23 protein-coding genes are annotated in these 12,887 nt (G+C 51.2%); all 23 read right to left on the bottom strand.

Translation table 11 applies throughout. The features are described from left to right. The 23 genes from FYJ35_RS01030 to FYJ35_RS01140 all read right to left on the bottom strand — a co-directional run bounded on the left by FYJ35_RS01030 (window position 1) and on the right by FYJ35_RS01140 (window position 12,810). Window positions 1-1,692 carry a phage portal protein gene (locus FYJ35_RS01030; RefSeq protein ID WP_154521859.1) on the bottom strand — a complete coding sequence of 564 codons (1,692 nt, stop codon included), beginning with the start codon at window positions 1,690-1,692 and terminating at the stop codon, window positions 1-3. Then, a complete protein-coding gene (locus FYJ35_RS01035) occupies window positions 1,658-3,127 on the bottom strand; it encodes a terminase B (protein ID WP_205839646.1) in 1,470 nt (489 codons plus the stop codon). Before FYJ35_RS01035 ends, FYJ35_RS01030 begins: the two co-directional genes overlap by 35 nt. Continuing rightward, a complete protein-coding gene (locus tag FYJ35_RS01040; RefSeq protein WP_154521862.1) occupies window positions 3,111-3,656 on the bottom strand; it encodes a hypothetical protein in 546 nt (181 codons plus the stop codon). Before FYJ35_RS01040 ends, FYJ35_RS01035 begins: the two co-directional genes overlap by 17 nt. Window positions 3,657-3,708: 52 nt before the next feature. After that, window positions 3,709-4,242 carry a putative metallopeptidase gene (locus tag FYJ35_RS01045; RefSeq protein ID WP_154521865.1) on the bottom strand — a complete coding sequence of 178 codons (534 nt, stop codon included), beginning with the start codon at window positions 4,240-4,242 and terminating at the stop codon, window positions 3,709-3,711. Between the two features lie 210 nt (window positions 4,243-4,452). Continuing rightward, on the bottom strand, window positions 4,453-5,853 hold the full coding sequence (locus FYJ35_RS01050) for a site-specific DNA-methyltransferase (protein WP_154521868.1): 1,401 nt from the start codon (window positions 5,851-5,853) through the stop codon (window positions 4,453-4,455). Between the two features lie 385 nt (window positions 5,854-6,238). Continuing rightward, window positions 6,239-6,721: a hypothetical protein gene (locus FYJ35_RS01055; protein ID WP_154521871.1), complete on the bottom strand. Its 483-nt coding sequence runs from the start codon at window positions 6,719-6,721 to the stop codon at window positions 6,239-6,241. 4 nt (window positions 6,722-6,725) lie between these two features. Beyond that, window positions 6,726-7,037 carry a putative PDDEXK endonuclease gene (locus tag FYJ35_RS01060; RefSeq protein WP_154521874.1) on the bottom strand — a complete coding sequence of 104 codons (312 nt, stop codon included), beginning with the start codon at window positions 7,035-7,037 and terminating at the stop codon, window positions 6,726-6,728. 15 nt (window positions 7,038-7,052) lie between these two features. Then, a complete protein-coding gene (locus tag FYJ35_RS01065) occupies window positions 7,053-7,577 on the bottom strand; it encodes an NUMOD4 domain-containing protein (protein ID WP_154521877.1) in 525 nt (174 codons plus the stop codon). Window positions 7,578-7,700: 123 nt separating this feature from the next. Next, a complete protein-coding gene (locus tag FYJ35_RS01070) occupies window positions 7,701-7,841 on the bottom strand; it encodes a hypothetical protein (protein ID WP_154521880.1) in 141 nt (46 codons plus the stop codon). Further along, a complete protein-coding gene (locus FYJ35_RS01075) occupies window positions 7,835-8,023 on the bottom strand; it encodes a hypothetical protein (protein ID WP_154521883.1) in 189 nt (62 codons plus the stop codon). The genes FYJ35_RS01070 and FYJ35_RS01075 overlap by 7 nt, the downstream gene beginning before the upstream one ends. A gap of 15 nt (window positions 8,024-8,038) precedes the next feature. After that, window positions 8,039-8,305, bottom strand: coding sequence for a hypothetical protein (locus FYJ35_RS01080; protein ID WP_154521886.1), 267 nt, complete (start codon window positions 8,303-8,305; stop codon window positions 8,039-8,041). 4 nt (window positions 8,306-8,309) lie between these two features. Then, window positions 8,310-8,531 (bottom strand): hypothetical protein, encoded by a 222-nt coding sequence (locus FYJ35_RS01085; protein WP_154521889.1) that lies wholly within the window; start codon window positions 8,529-8,531, stop codon window positions 8,310-8,312. Window positions 8,532-8,733: 202 nt separating this feature from the next. Continuing rightward, the gene (locus FYJ35_RS01090; protein ID WP_154521892.1) at window positions 8,734-8,907 is read right to left on the bottom strand and encodes an alanine racemase; all 174 of its coding nucleotides are present in this window, start codon (window positions 8,905-8,907) and stop codon (window positions 8,734-8,736) included. A 43-nt stretch (window positions 8,908-8,950) separates the two neighbouring features. Continuing rightward, the gene (locus FYJ35_RS01095; RefSeq protein WP_154521895.1) at window positions 8,951-9,205 is read right to left on the bottom strand and encodes a hypothetical protein; all 255 of its coding nucleotides are present in this window, start codon (window positions 9,203-9,205) and stop codon (window positions 8,951-8,953) included. After that, window positions 9,202-9,696, bottom strand: coding sequence for a hypothetical protein (locus FYJ35_RS01100; RefSeq protein ID WP_154521898.1), 495 nt, complete (start codon window positions 9,694-9,696; stop codon window positions 9,202-9,204). The genes FYJ35_RS01095 and FYJ35_RS01100 overlap by 4 nt, the downstream gene beginning before the upstream one ends. A gap of 175 nt (window positions 9,697-9,871) precedes the next feature. Then, complete coding sequence (locus FYJ35_RS01105) at window positions 9,872-10,279, bottom strand: hypothetical protein (RefSeq protein WP_154521901.1); 408 nt, start codon at window positions 10,277-10,279, stop codon at window positions 9,872-9,874. After that, window positions 10,276-10,662 carry a hypothetical protein gene (locus FYJ35_RS01110; protein WP_154521903.1) on the bottom strand — a complete coding sequence of 129 codons (387 nt, stop codon included), beginning with the start codon at window positions 10,660-10,662 and terminating at the stop codon, window positions 10,276-10,278. The genes FYJ35_RS01105 and FYJ35_RS01110 overlap by 4 nt, the downstream gene beginning before the upstream one ends. Then, entirely contained in the window at window positions 10,607-10,906 is a 300-nt protein-coding gene (locus tag FYJ35_RS01115) for a Lar family restriction alleviation protein (protein ID WP_154521906.1), read from the bottom strand. Before FYJ35_RS01115 ends, FYJ35_RS01110 begins: the two co-directional genes overlap by 56 nt. Then, window positions 10,903-11,289, bottom strand: a complete 387-nt coding sequence (locus FYJ35_RS01120) for a hypothetical protein (protein WP_154521909.1) — start codon at window positions 11,287-11,289, stop codon at window positions 10,903-10,905. Before FYJ35_RS01120 ends, FYJ35_RS01115 begins: the two co-directional genes overlap by 4 nt. Further along, window positions 11,286-11,477, bottom strand: coding sequence for a hypothetical protein (locus FYJ35_RS01125; RefSeq protein ID WP_154521912.1), 192 nt, complete (start codon window positions 11,475-11,477; stop codon window positions 11,286-11,288). Before FYJ35_RS01125 ends, FYJ35_RS01120 begins: the two co-directional genes overlap by 4 nt. Window positions 11,478-11,657: 180 nt before the next feature. Further along, window positions 11,658-11,801: a hypothetical protein gene (locus FYJ35_RS01130; RefSeq protein WP_154521915.1), complete on the bottom strand. Its 144-nt coding sequence runs from the start codon at window positions 11,799-11,801 to the stop codon at window positions 11,658-11,660. Window positions 11,802-11,836: 35 nt separating this feature from the next. Then, the gene (locus tag FYJ35_RS01135; RefSeq protein ID WP_154521918.1) at window positions 11,837-12,082 is read right to left on the bottom strand and encodes a hypothetical protein; all 246 of its coding nucleotides are present in this window, start codon (window positions 12,080-12,082) and stop codon (window positions 11,837-11,839) included. 62 nt (window positions 12,083-12,144) lie between these two features. After that, window positions 12,145-12,810: a hypothetical protein gene (locus FYJ35_RS01140; RefSeq protein ID WP_154521921.1), complete on the bottom strand. Its 666-nt coding sequence runs from the start codon at window positions 12,808-12,810 to the stop codon at window positions 12,145-12,147. Between the last annotated feature and the right edge of the window lie 77 nt (window positions 12,811-12,887).

A 12,887-nucleotide genomic window follows, 5' to 3' on the forward strand; every position in this document is an offset into this window, starting at 1 on the left:
TTACGCTTCCTCCCCGGCCTGCTTCCGGATATCAACCAGGAGCGAGCGGACCTGCTTCATTACTGCAATCACGGCATCGTCCGCATTCTCCTGCTCTGCCTTCTCGATCTGTCCGTCGAGCTTGTCCTTGACGGAAGGATCGATGTCGGGAGCCTTTGCTTTCTGTGTATCGTCTTCGTTCTCTGTCTTCTGAGCTGGCTCCTGCGAGGGTGTCCCTGTGAGCATCTGCTGGGTCGCCTGAGCGTTTGAAATGACCACAGGCACATTTCCCCAGTCTCCTTCGTAGTCTTCGGATTCCTGCCCCAGAGCGTCGTTTGCGATGGCCTTGGCCATGTTCGGTGTGACGCCTCCGGCCCTCTCGGCTACCGAAAGCAGCTTGAATATGTCGTCCGGGTTAGTAAGATCCGGTCCGTCGAACTCTACCTCGCAGTACTGGAGGTTGTATCCGTTGAGCAGCTTGTTGTTGATGATCCACGCCAGGGAAGCTCTCTCCGGCTGGAAGACCTGCTTCTCGGTCACCTCGATCGCCGTCTGAGCGGTCGCTCGGTTGAAGTCCTGCGTGTACCCGACATAGAGGTCAGGCAGGTTGAATGCCGACTGTACCCTCTTGCGGGTGTTCTCCGTGTAGTCCTGGAAAAGCTCATCCTTCTGGAGGATGTTGGCCAGCGGCACCAGCTGAACGGTCGCCGGGTTCCCATCGAATCCGGTATCAAGGCTCTCTGTCTCGATCAGCATGAAAGCGTGCTGCCCGTTGAGGCCCTGTATGTCATTCATGTAGGTCTGCAGCTGTTTGTACGACTTGTCGGTCAGTGTTCCTCCGGATATCAGGATCGCCATCGGTGTGTGCCGGCCGTTCACGAAGTAGTTGTGGTTGAGGGTCTCAGCCATTCTGACTCCGTCCGCCCCGAGGATCTGTCCGATCCAGCGCACCTTCCCGTATGGCTTCATTCCGATGCGGAAGCACAGGATCTCGTTCGCCCTGAACTGTTTTGGTACGCTTCTGGAATATGTTCCGGTCCGGTAGTCCATCGGCCTCGGGTCTCCAAACTCCTTGTAGTAGACGACCTGTCCGTTGATCTCCTGCTTGAACTTCCGGAACTTCTTCTTTCTCCTGATCTCGTTCCCTTTGTAGAAGTACACGTAGTCGATGTAAGGATCGAGCTCCTTGGTCATCCGGACGGAAGGCGTGTCCTTGATCGTGATGATCTGGGTCACCGCTCCAGCATTGTCCCGGATGATCTCGGCATAGGCGATCCCGAAGGTCTCCTTCTGGTCGATAATGTTCTCGAATACGGTCTTGGTATCTTCCTCGATGGAGAGAAGGTTGACGATGTCCTGAGTGCGGTCCCATTCGTCCTTCGCCTCAGGCGTATCCTTCTGGTCGCCTTCCTTGTACTTCACCTGGATCCCAAATCCGGCTATGTTGTTCTTGTAGGCGCGGATGCACTGCGGAATGATGATCGAGTTGTCGACCATCTGCTCGAGTCCCTGAAGCGGGAGCGGAGGTTCCAGCCAGTCGGAGGCCATGCGAGCGGAGTCCCGGTCGATCTGAGTCGACGCGTCCGCTTTCTGGACCGCCATCCGCTTGTAGGCTGTCACCAGCTCCGGCTCTGTATTCTGTTCGAGTGCATTGCTCTTGATGAGCTGCACGCCGACCTTACTTGTCGGATTGGTTTTCTTTTCCACTGACATTCATTTCTCCTTGGCTTCTCTTGATTGGAAACACCGTAAGCAGCATACAGTCTGCCGTATCCGGTGAGTGCAGGCCCCGCGACTTCATCTGGTCTTTTGACTCTACTTTAACCTTGGCTCCCTGGTATGCGTACTTCCTTACCGAAAGCTCGCCGACCAGGTCATCGTCATTCGGGAGGACCAGCATCGGCTTCCGGTCATTGCCCATGTCATCGAACGGCTGGATCATCTCACGGAGCATTCCCATCATGTAGGTAGTGGTGTCGTAGTAAAACTTGTGCCGGATGGTAGCGCCGAAGTGCACAGGCACGATGATCATCGTCTCGTACATGACCGAGTCCGCACGTTTGATGGCTCTCAGCTCATCCACGACTCCGCCTCCGACACCGCCATCATCGACTTTGACGTATACCTTTCCCTTGAATCCGTAGAGATCTTTCAAGGAAATGTATAGCTTCGCGATGTTGCCGGACGTCCATGTGGTGTCCTGTCCCTTGTACCTCTTATAGAAGCGTGCTGCCTCGTTGACCTTGTACCCGATGACCGTGCTGTCATCTCCGAATCGTGCGATATCTGCTCCGATGTCGATGGAGTACACATCTCCGGGTTTGATCGGAGTTCCCTTCTCGATCCGGTCCATCGCTCTTCTGGTCTCTGCGGAGAGCTCCGTGTTGATGGATTGCTCGATCCACGGGAGCGGAATGAATACATCGTCCTCCTGCTTCGGGAACTCGCCGGCCACACGGACCCGGAAGACATTTGAGTCCTCTCCGTACATCCGGATGATCTTCTCGATGAAGGCCTTGGACACCCTTGGGCTGTCCCGGCCGTCGATATGGAAGGTCGAGTACTGCGAGCGGTTCTTGGTGTGGCTCTCGTAGAAGAAGCCGCTCAGCTGCGTCGGGTTCCCGCACATCAGGAGCCTTGACCCCTCAGTGGATAGAGCACCGAGGATAGGCTCGAATATGCTGTCCTTGACACCGGAGGCCTCGTCGATGATGTAGAGGACGTTGTCCGCATGGAAGCCCTGAAGGGCATCCGGGTTGGATGCGGTACGTGCGACCGCAAACCACTCTTCCGGGTGGCCTGCCATGTACAGCTTTTCCTTTGTCCAGATCAGGTCATTCTCAAGGTTCCCGCTGCGGATCCACTTGTAGATCTCTGACCAGAGGATGTCGTAGAGCTGGTGCTGGGTCGGCGCTGTGCACGGCACCTTCGGGAAAGGCCGTGTGCACATGAACCAGATGACCGTCCATGCCTCGACTGCCGACTTTCCGATACCGTGGCCGGACCTGACAGAGGTCATCTGGTTGTCAGCGACGCTCTGAAGGATCTTCGCCTGGTTCTTATCCGGCTGCGCGTTGATGCAGTCCCTTGCGAACTCGACCGGATGCTTTGCGTAGTAGCGGATGGCTCTGTCACTCGCTGTGCTCATCGTCTCCGCCTCCGTCTCCGTCCGGCTGGCTCTCTGTCTGGCTGTCAGGCTTCTCCTGGTCCTCCTGTCCTTCAGGATCCTCATGCTGCGCGTATGCGCCGATGATCCGGTCGGCCAGTGAGGACTTGCCCGTCTCGGCCTGCGCCATCTCGCGGTCTCTCTGCTTCTGGTAGTTGAACTGTTTGTTGCGGAACTTGGAGTCTTCTCTTCGCTCCTCGACTTCATTCAAAGCACGGAAGGCCTGAACGTTTCCCTTGCTGACCTCCAGCATCATGTTGAAGGCTGCAGCCGTTCGCTGAGTCTGTTCGTTTTCCGGTATCCCAAAGCGCGTCATCGCTTCCTTGAGGGCCTTCTGGTTTGTCCCGACAGGCAGGTCCATCAGAAACTTGATGGTCTCAGCCATGTCTCTTTTACGTCTTCTTGCTTCCCCTGATGCCTTCCCGGCCTTCCGACTGTCTGCGGAGTGCTGTTCACGAGTTCTCCTCGAGTTGACCTCCTGGATAGGCATAAGGTTTTCCAGATTTGCCATGCCTATCCTCCCATTCTATCGGATGCCATATAGGTAAGGCATCGATTCACCCTTATGCTTGTATCTGATCTTCTTCTCCTGTTTTCTCCTCTGTGTCTTCACCTTCGTCGTACAGCTCGCCGACGAACTTGCCTGCGTGCACCGAGTCGCTCGGCCTTATCCCCTTGGTGGCCCAGTCGATCCCGAACTGGTCGATGATCGTCCGGAACTCCTGGACGTCATGAGGCCGCACGAACATCGAGACCTCTCCGGTCTTCTCGTTCTGCTTGGCTCCCACATGCAGAAGCTCATGGTAGAGGAGGATCCTGTATTCCTTCTCGGTGAAGTGAGCGAATTCGCAGGTGTTCTGGTAGACCGTGATCAGGAAGTCGAACGGTACGAACTCCTGCTTGTAGAACTCAGACACCTTCCGGCAGTCTGCAAATACAGCCATCCCGTCGTGCTTCTTCAGTTTGTTCGAGGTGAGGAAACCGATCGTAAGACCCAGCTCAGTGATGAACTGCAGGTCCGCGTGTCCATCTATGATCTCTTTTCCCATCTTCGAGAACTCGTCAGACAGGTAAGCTCTTTCCGGTTCCTTGCTCATGCTTCCTACTCACCTCCTCCTTCACCGATGTTTCCGTCTTTGAATAAATCATTAATAAATAAGCCATCATGCACATCATCTACCGGTGCGCTGATATCCTGTGCTATCCGCAGGAGCTCTTTTGCGTCTCTCGGTGATATGTGTGATGGCTTCGTCGATCCAAGTGACTCGAGTGCCTTCTTGGTGAGGTATCCGGCCACCTTCCCGTGGTCAATCATCTCCGGTCACAGAGGTGTCCTGGTAGGACAGGTCTGCCTCCGTTGGCTGGTAGAGCTCCAGGCACGGAATCTCTTTTCCGTCCCGTATGCACACGACGTCATCCGTCGCCTGTCTCAGAGCAATGTACCTCCGGACGATGGCGGACGCGTATTTCGGGTCAAGCTCCATCGTGTAGCAGATGCGGTCAAGCTGTTCGGCTGCGATCAGTGTGCTGCCTGATCCCCCGAAGAGGTCGATCACGATCCCGTTTTCCTGACTGCTCATCCGCATCGGGTAGGCGATCAGGTCCAGCGGCTTCATGGTCGGATGCAGCTTGCTCTGTCTCGGCTTGTCGAACTCCCAGACCGTTGTCTGTGTCCGGTCGCCGTAGAACTTATGCTTGCCTGTGTCCTTGAAGCAGTAGAGCACCGGCTCATGTCTCATCTGGTAGTCCATCCGGCCTAGTACCAGACTGTTTTTGACCCAGATGCAGGTAGTGGAGTAGTGGAATCCTGCATTCACAGCCGCATTGTAGAAGTTCACCTTCTCCGCATCGGAGTGAAATATATAACAGGCTCCTCCGTCTGCAAGTGCGGAATACATGTTCTTGCAGGCATCGAGCAGGAAGGCGTAGAACTTCTGGCTGTCATCCCAGGAGTCGTTGACGATCGTCATTCCGGTCCCGCCCTTGTAGGAGCAGTTATACGGCGGATCGGTAATGCACAGGTTCGCTCTCTTACCGTCCATCAGCTTGCTGACGTCATCCTCCTTCGTGGAGTCTCCGCAGAGCAGCCTATGTCTCCCGAGCCGCCATATCTCTCCTGGTTTCACAAAGGCTTCAGCCTCAAGGGCTGAGTCAATGTCGAACTCATCATCGCTGACCTGTTTCTGCTCGTCGTCCGGAAGGGAGTTCAGGAGCTTCGTCAGCTCCTCGTCGCTGTATCCGGACAGCTCCAGCGGGATGCTGTCATCCGCGCTGAGATCCTTGAGCACATCGGCCAGTGTCTTGTCATCCATCTCGGCCAGTTCCGCTATCCGGTTGTCAGCTACCATGTCGGCCCATTCCTCTGCCTCGGTAGCGTACTCCTGATAGTCGACCGGTACCTTACTGCAGCCGATCAGTTTTGCTGCCTGGTATCTTCCGTGGCCTTTCACGATGAATCCTGATCTTTTACTCACAGTAATTGGCTGACGCCACCCGTTGCCCTTGATGATCTCACCGAGGAGCTTCAGCTGGCTCTCCGGATGTGTGTTCGGGTTCCGTGGATTTTCCACCAGGCTCTCAACCGGCACCAGTGCATCATACCCGCAGTAGACGGCGAATCCCTCGGGAGTCACCGCTCTTGGCGATGCAGCCGACTGGAACCCGCCGTCCCCGCTCAACTGTGAACTGCCTTCCTGCTGTTCTGGCATATCAATACCGCCCCCTCTCTCTTTCCACCAGGCTCTCAACCGGCACCAGTGCATCATACCCGCTCACTGCAATGGCGGGATCAGTGATGTACCTCACTTTCGTTCTGTACCGGCCGTAGAGATCACTCGTAACCGAGAGGAGTACTCACACACGGCATCGTCTTTATCCGCAGCATATGGAGATCCCGATGGAGGCTCGATACTCCCCGGAATCCCATACGCCACACACATCAACCAATCTGGAGGGCATGAAAAAACCGGAAGACGTAATGCTCTCCGTCTCCCGGTTTCCCACGATGCCATCATAGCACAGATTGTTTGGACAAATGTGGGATATTTCCGGACATTTGTGGGATATTTTGTGCCATCTTTTCATTTCTGACCCTTATTTCCGCTTTCTTCCTGACCAGTTCTTTGATCGCTCCGGAGCCGTGAAAGTAACCACCCTCCGGAAGCTTCTCCGGTACCTCCGCTCGAATTCCCCGAGTGCGATCCCGATCAGCTTCCTGACGTAGTCCTCCGCATAGCTCATCTCGGAGGCAATGTCGGAGTTGTCTTTGAGTTCGACATATTTCGAATAAAGGACCTGGACATGACGGATATCCGGGAGGCCCTGGATCTGGTTGATGATCTGGTGCCTTATCTCGATGTTCCGCTCGATGTCCTCCTGGATCTCCTTCTCTATCTCGATGCACCGGATTACGAGGTCAGGCATGCGGTCGGTCGGAGAGGACTGCACCCGGTCGGAGTCGTATGCCATAGCCCTGATACCGGACGCCTCGTTCCGGATCCGTTCCAGCTCTCCCTGTTTCTGAGCGATTCTGAGAGTCAGTATTTTAATCTGTCCTAGATATTCGCTTGCCCTCACCGACTTACTCCTTCTTCCCTATCAGTTTCATAAAGTCATCGAGACGTAACGTAACCATCCACTCGCTCCGGTTCTTCCGGTGCATGACGACCGGCGTTTCTCCTTCCCTGGCGTCGTGTACCGACTGCTTCATGGCGGCCTCAATGTTCAAATGTTCGTTACGTTTTATTTCAAAATGAAGACCCGGAGTCCCGATAACATCCGCATCTCCATTAGCCCCACAGTATTGCTGTCCTCTTCTTGCATCAAACCCATATTGTTGAAGTATGTGAGCGGCTTCAATTTCTCCCCTCTTCCCTTTTTCTCGGCTATTCATTGCAATATCTCCATCTTAAACCTTTGTATTTTTTCCCTTTTTTGATTGACTGATATATTCCAGATGGATCATACCCGTCTTTTTCGCCCATTTTATTGCCTCATATCTTACTGTTTTGCTGTCTCCTACTCCTTCAACAGGTTTTCTATTCTTAATATTTAACCGTTGCGGGAGTGTCCCGTAATTCATATTATATTTTCTATCGCACCATTCTAGGTTACTTGGGATATTGTTTCTTGGGTTTTCATCCTTATGATTAATTTCTGTTTTATGAATCGGATCGTCATTTTTAACAAAAGCTTCTGCAACTATTCTATGAACAGAAATTCTTTTTCTTACGTTTTCTTTAGAAAGCATGACACTTATTCGTCCTATTTTGCTCTCGGATTGAGACATGATTCTTTCTCTTACTTCTCGTCTGCTTTCTTTCCCATTTCTAGATAAAAATCTTGCATGTCCTTCTACTCTTTTTATTCTCCCAAGTGAAGAAACTTCATAAACGCCTTCGTACCCTTTGACCGGTCTCCATTCTTCCTGCATTTATTTTTATCCTTCTTGGCTCTCTTCTCTTCCTGTTCCCGTCTCCAGTTCTCCAGATACCTCATCTGATCTTCGTCATCGGCTGGTGTATTCATCGGTCTCATCTCCCTTCTCCATACTCCGTCAGTCCTTAAAGTGTTTCCAGTGTATCCGCAGGAGAAAGAGCGCCAGGCTGAATCCTATCCCGCAGAAGAGAAGCGCAATGTCTTCGAGGATCCTGTTCCCGAATTTCAATGCCTTGTGATAGATCTCGTACCTTACCATCTCTCTTCCGTACCTCCCTTATTTGTGGCATCCGGCTCCCCATCCCGGCAGTAGAAATTCCATTCCGTAGTGCTGTGCGGCTTGGTGCAGAATCCGTACTTGTATCCGGTCGCAGGGCTCGGGTCCTTCCAGTACTTGCAGCGCTTACAGATCGTGATGTCCTTCGTTTCACTCTTTTCCATCTCCTGCACCTCCCCTCAATTTGAAGCATCCATAGGTTTGAAATGCTCAGCACATCGGAAGAATATCCCGATGATGTCCTGAATCATGTCGTAGTCTGTATCCCAGACACCTCCGGTCTCCTTCGGGCTCATCTGGATGATGGAACCATACGTTCCTACGATCGTGACATATTCCCGTCCGCTTCTGGTCATCTTGTAGGTTATCTTTCTAAGGAGCTTCTTCCCCGCGTCGGTGTCCTGTAACTCCTTGCAAAGATCCTGGCACACTTTTGATCTCTCCATATGCTCAGCTCCATCCTTCCCATCGCGGGAGCTTCTGGCCGCACTCACGGCAGTAGTGATCAAACATCGTGATTGTGCTGCCGCAGGTCGGGCACTTGAAGCTCCTCCGGACATTGGGAGCTGTCTGCTTCTTCACGGCATCGATCGCGATAGAGAGCGCCGTTTTGACCTGCACGCTGTCGCTGTCAGCCATCACGTATTCCAACATCGTCACCGGATCAAGCATGTCCCCTTATCTCCTTCCCCTTCAGTTACTTTTTCGGTCCTCGTGTATGAGTGATTCTCCAGTCGCAGGGACCTGCAACTTCATCGGTTCTCAGTCCGTTCTTCTCACAGAACGGGTCGAACGGACATTTTATGCAGGCGCTGTACTCGAAGTCCCCTTCCTGGTCCTTCGGAACGTGCTGCCATTGATACATAGCGGTCGCTCACTGATGCTTCACAACAAAATCGACTGCTGGATCCTTCCAGCATTTCGCGCCGCATTTAGGACAGGTTGTCAGTTCCCAGTCCTTATGCCCCTGCGGTACATTCCGGAGAAGCGGCATCAGAACCACCCCTCCACGATCTGACATTTTTCTCTGTGTTATGTTAATCTGCACTTTCGGCCCCTCCTACAGTTCTGCCACCAGTCCATCGCTTTTGTCACAACTTCACCTCATTACAATCGGCTATTGCCATATTCAAAATACCCAGTTTTTTCTTTGCCGCCTTTTCGAATGCGCCAGCTTCGAGCAGAGGGCATGTCGGATGCCGTGTTTTATCGTTTGACAATTCGTCGCCAATATAGTAATTAGTAACAGCACATCGGCACGTGAATTGCTCATATTGATATTCGCCCTGCTTCCAAAATTTACACGCTTTACAGCTTTTCGGCATTGGTATGTCAATCTGAATCATTTGTTATCCTCCGTGTAGGTTATTCCGAGTTCGTCCAATGTATATTCTTTATCCAGTTCCATTCCGGCATACATTTTTCCTGAATCAAAACTGGGAAATGTGAAATCCCCATCACCAATTGCTATATACAAGTATTCTTTGCTGTAGATGTCTTCACTAATATCCCTGTGTTTTACAACATCGCCCACTTTCTCATGGAATGGTTTTAGAAACGATTTGAGATATTCTCTCTCTACGTCATCAAGGATCTGTGGATTGTAAATGTCTTTAATTAGTGTCGGCTCCTTATCTTCCCACTTGATCGATTTAAACATGTGGTTGAAAACAAAGAATTCACCTGATCTACTAAATGCTTCATTCCAACAAGTATCTTGTTTTATGGGTTTTTCCTTGTGAACGTATATATTTCCATAGCTGTTTCTGGATATCCACTTATATTTTTTGTCGATATTTTTTGCTATCACTTTTTCGTCTTCTGTAAATTTTTTCATCTCGCCCTCCTACTCATCCACTCCATTTGTTAGCCAGTTGTATTTCCGTTTTCAACCAGCAGATCCAGAATCATCTGCAACAATCAGCTTCATCCTTGTAGTGTTTGCAGTTCCAGTGCATCTCCATCAAGAGTGCCAAAGCCTGATTCTTGGTCATGATCGAGGCTCTCCTTTCTTACTGTTTCCCGCTGAGACTCTGTACAATCTTCTTTATCGATTCCTCAAAGTGCCCTTTTCCGTAGATCTCGTCGAAGACTTCTTTCTGGAACCTGTCCTGGAGCACTCGCTCATAGACCTCGATTGCCCGGCCGATGTACCGCATGTTCCCGGCAGTCAGCTTCACTGTGTATTCTTTCGCGTCTGGAATCCCGCCCCATCTCCAGTCGTAGGTCTGTACCATGAGATCGTGCGGTGTATCCCCATCCGAGTCCCCGCCGAACATGTCAGTCTTCTCGAGCATGTCTTCGCGTACCAGCGCAAGATGGAGTCCCAGCGGATGGCACTGTCTTTCGTTCAGAAGATCTATCGCCTGTCTGATCGTCATCGTATCCCTCGATTCTTCCATCATTTCTTTCGCTGTCATCGCTGATCCACCACCTTCATGATGTTCTTGGAAAGTTTATCGTTCACGCTATTGGCCTGGTCCATGAAGCGCTCGTATCTCTTGTAGGCTGCATTCGCCTCGTCGAAGATCCGGAGCTTCTTTACGATGTCTTTCTCGTCGTTTACCTTCTTCACCAGGCTGACGTACTCATTCAGATTCTTCATGGCTGCATCCTGAGCAGTCTGGACAGCCTCAAGAAGTGTCCCGTTCCTCTTGTTCTCGACCCATGCGAGGAAGGCGTCCTTGTTCGCCGGGATGCGAAATGCGCCTCCGCATCCTTCCGGCACGAAGAAGTACTGAATCAGCTCATTCTTCGTCACATCTTCCATCGTTACGTTCGTGATCTTCGTTCTGTTCCCCATCGTTCACTCCTGTTCTCCGGTTCCATAAGCCGGCCATCATGTCGTAGGCTTCCCCTCTCGGCTTATGCCCGTTCGTAAATCTCTCAATCGTTGCTCCGCAGCTCATGCAGGTCACTGCGCATCTGAAGATCCTGTCCTTGTGGAAGAAATACGGCTTCGAATAATCGTCCAGGTAATAGGCATCTCCTCCGCAGAACGGGCATGGCTTCAGGTCTTCCAGCTTGTAAGGCTTATGCTTCTTCACAAGACCACCTCTCCGTGTATGCTGAATTTCTTACCTTCGTCGAATGTCTTGAATCTGAGCCCGGTCTCATCCGCGACATCATCACAGTACTTTTCAACATCCAGACCGCTTTCATAGAAGTTCTGAAATTCATCGGTCAGCGCCTGCGCCAGATCCGGAAGGCGCTTTCTGGAGCGCCAGCCGTATTTGTCATGCATGACTTTGACTGTGATCGTCAGGAACATCGTGAGGGCATCCTCAGTAGCCTTCTCTCTGACCTCCTTCATTACCCGGTCATATTCACGTTGCACCTGGATCTTCAGCGGATTCGGATTGTATATAGGAGCCGGTTTCGATGCGGCTTTTTCATGCCGGCGCAGCTCCGCTCGTCTGTTGCTCATCATTCATCCTCTTCATCAATGTCTTCGATGATCGCGTACCGGCTGTGCTTCAGAAGCCCAGCTTCCTTCCTCTTGAGTGCATGGCAGATCGACGAAGAAGTTACTCCGGCGAATTCTGCCACATCCTTCATGAGAATGCTCTGGAAGATTGGATGATCATCCTTATCACAGATCGCGTAATATTTTTTCATCGCTTTCTCCCATGTAAGCTCCGCAATTCGGACAGTACATGAACTGTTCCTCTATCCATCCTTTGTCTACGGAGAAATGTTTTCCGCATTGGGAACACCATCCTTCTGCGATAAAGCATTCCTCGTCTATCGGCTGTATCTGATGCAGCCACCTCCCCCGGAGTGTTGTCTTACTGAACTTTATCCCCATCTCTCAGAAGACCCCTCCATCCATGGAAACGTTGGCGTAATCTCCTGACACGTTGCCGTGTAGTGATCGATGTTGATCTTGTCGCCGATCTCAGGGCAGTTTGTTTCAACTTCTATCATGCGTTTTACTTTCATTTTTTGTCCGCTCCTCTTATCGCTTGCCTTTCCTCTTATCGCTTGTATCTGACGGTGTTCCCGTCCTGCATCTCGATGTCTATCCAGTCAGGGTACTGAGATACCTGATATGCTTCATAACGTGTAAAGGTCGGGTCCTTTCCGCTTTTGTACGGGTGGAATTTCATTGACTTTGTCAGCTTCTTTGGCTTGATGTGCGCTGCTTCGCATTTTTCGGCTTCTTGCCTGTTGGCGTACCTTGTTTTGCAAATCTCACAAACATAAACCGTTGTCTCTTTCATTCGTCTATCCTCTCAATCTTCGGTATGCATCATCATCCCTACGGCTTTTTCTGCTAACTGCATTACGATTCCTCCTTCTCGAAATCTCGGTATCGACCACTGACTTCATTCTCTGCGTAGTAGAGGTTGTAGTCATTCTGCTCGATGTACCACCACAGCTTCTTGTGGCCCATGCGAAGATAGTCCTCAAGGTAGTGCTGTTCAGTGTATTTATCATCAACCAACTGCCGGAAGCTTAATTCGTCAATTTCAGAGCTATTTTTCACGAACAGGGCAATGTCCATAATGTCAGCAATGGTGTAGTCCGCAGTTACTACAAATACTGCCCGAGTAATTTCGTCACCAATCCGGCGAATGTGCGAAAGCTGGTCGATACTATTTGCATGATATACAACCCGGAAGCAGTCATAGAACGGAAAAGAAGTCTCGTCAGTCATGTAACTGGTATGCATTTCCACAAGGACAGAACATATGCTGCCATTGATGTGGCACTTACGAACAATACCGAATAACTTTCGATACCAGTCAACGTGTTTCTCATACTCATAGAGTGGGTCTCCGCCTCCGGAGATAGAAATAATGTTGCACCTAGTCTCTTTCAAGGCTTTCTCGAGACTGTCCAACCCGGCGAGTGTTGTTCTTGGAATATGAAGATTATTCTTCTTCACGATGCAGTAGGGGCATTTGTAATGACACCCAAAGTTCGTAATAATACTTATGTAATTCATTACAGCGACTCCTTTAGTGTGACCTTGACCTTTTGCGATTCCCGAATTTTATCCTTCATCTTCCGCCCCTTTCCACT

Source organism: Porcincola intestinalis, assembly GCF_009696445.1.
GTDB lineage: Bacteria > Bacillota > Clostridia > Lachnospirales > Lachnospiraceae > Porcincola > Porcincola intestinalis.

What these genes read in the sequence shown, in the direction of transcription:
- FYJ35_RS01030 (WP_154521859.1), bottom strand. Translation starts at nt 1,692, where the DNA reads ATGTCAGTGGAAAAGAAAACCAATCCGACAAGTAAGGTCGGCGTGCAG.
- FYJ35_RS01035 (WP_205839646.1), bottom strand. Translation starts at nt 3,127, where the DNA reads ATGAGCACAGCGAGTGACAGAGCCATCCGCTACTACGCAAAGCATCCG.
- FYJ35_RS01040 (WP_154521862.1), bottom strand. Translation starts at nt 3,656, where the DNA reads ATGGCAAATCTGGAAAACCTTATGCCTATCCAGGAGGTCAACTCGAGG.
- FYJ35_RS01045 (WP_154521865.1), bottom strand. Translation starts at nt 4,242, where the DNA reads ATGAGCAAGGAACCGGAAAGAGCTTACCTGTCTGACGAGTTCTCGAAG.
- FYJ35_RS01050 (WP_154521868.1), bottom strand. Translation starts at nt 5,853, where the DNA reads ATGCCAGAACAGCAGGAAGGCAGTTCACAGTTGAGCGGGGACGGCGGG.
- FYJ35_RS01060 (WP_154521874.1), bottom strand. Translation starts at nt 7,037, where the DNA reads ATGAATAGCCGAGAAAAAGGGAAGAGGGGAGAAATTGAAGCCGCTCAC.
- FYJ35_RS01065 (WP_154521877.1), bottom strand. Translation starts at nt 7,577, where the DNA reads ATGCAGGAAGAATGGAGACCGGTCAAAGGGTACGAAGGCGTTTATGAA.
- FYJ35_RS01070 (WP_154521880.1), bottom strand. Translation starts at nt 7,841, where the DNA reads ATGGTAAGGTACGAGATCTATCACAAGGCATTGAAATTCGGGAACAGG.
- FYJ35_RS01075 (WP_154521883.1), bottom strand. Translation starts at nt 8,023, where the DNA reads ATGGAAAAGAGTGAAACGAAGGACATCACGATCTGTAAGCGCTGCAAG.
- FYJ35_RS01080 (WP_154521886.1), bottom strand. Translation starts at nt 8,305, where the DNA reads ATGGAGAGATCAAAAGTGTGCCAGGATCTTTGCAAGGAGTTACAGGAC.
- FYJ35_RS01085 (WP_154521889.1), bottom strand. Translation starts at nt 8,531, where the DNA reads ATGCTTGATCCGGTGACGATGTTGGAATACGTGATGGCTGACAGCGAC.
- FYJ35_RS01095 (WP_154521895.1), bottom strand. Translation starts at nt 9,205, where the DNA reads ATGATTCAGATTGACATACCAATGCCGAAAAGCTGTAAAGCGTGTAAA.
- FYJ35_RS01100 (WP_154521898.1), bottom strand. Translation starts at nt 9,696, where the DNA reads ATGAAAAAATTTACAGAAGACGAAAAAGTGATAGCAAAAAATATCGAC.
- FYJ35_RS01105 (WP_154521901.1), bottom strand. Translation starts at nt 10,279, where the DNA reads ATGACAGCGAAAGAAATGATGGAAGAATCGAGGGATACGATGACGATC.
- FYJ35_RS01110 (WP_154521903.1), bottom strand. Translation starts at nt 10,662, where the DNA reads ATGGGGAACAGAACGAAGATCACGAACGTAACGATGGAAGATGTGACG.
- FYJ35_RS01120 (WP_154521909.1), bottom strand. Translation starts at nt 11,289, where the DNA reads ATGATGAGCAACAGACGAGCGGAGCTGCGCCGGCATGAAAAAGCCGCA.
- FYJ35_RS01125 (WP_154521912.1), bottom strand. Translation starts at nt 11,477, where the DNA reads ATGAAAAAATATTACGCGATCTGTGATAAGGATGATCATCCAATCTTC.
- FYJ35_RS01130 (WP_154521915.1), bottom strand. Translation starts at nt 11,801, where the DNA reads ATGAAAGTAAAACGCATGATAGAAGTTGAAACAAACTGCCCTGAGATC.
- FYJ35_RS01135 (WP_154521918.1), bottom strand. Translation starts at nt 12,082, where the DNA reads ATGAAAGAGACAACGGTTTATGTTTGTGAGATTTGCAAAACAAGGTAC.
- FYJ35_RS01140 (WP_154521921.1), bottom strand. Translation starts at nt 12,810, where the DNA reads ATGAATTACATAAGTATTATTACGAACTTTGGGTGTCATTACAAATGC.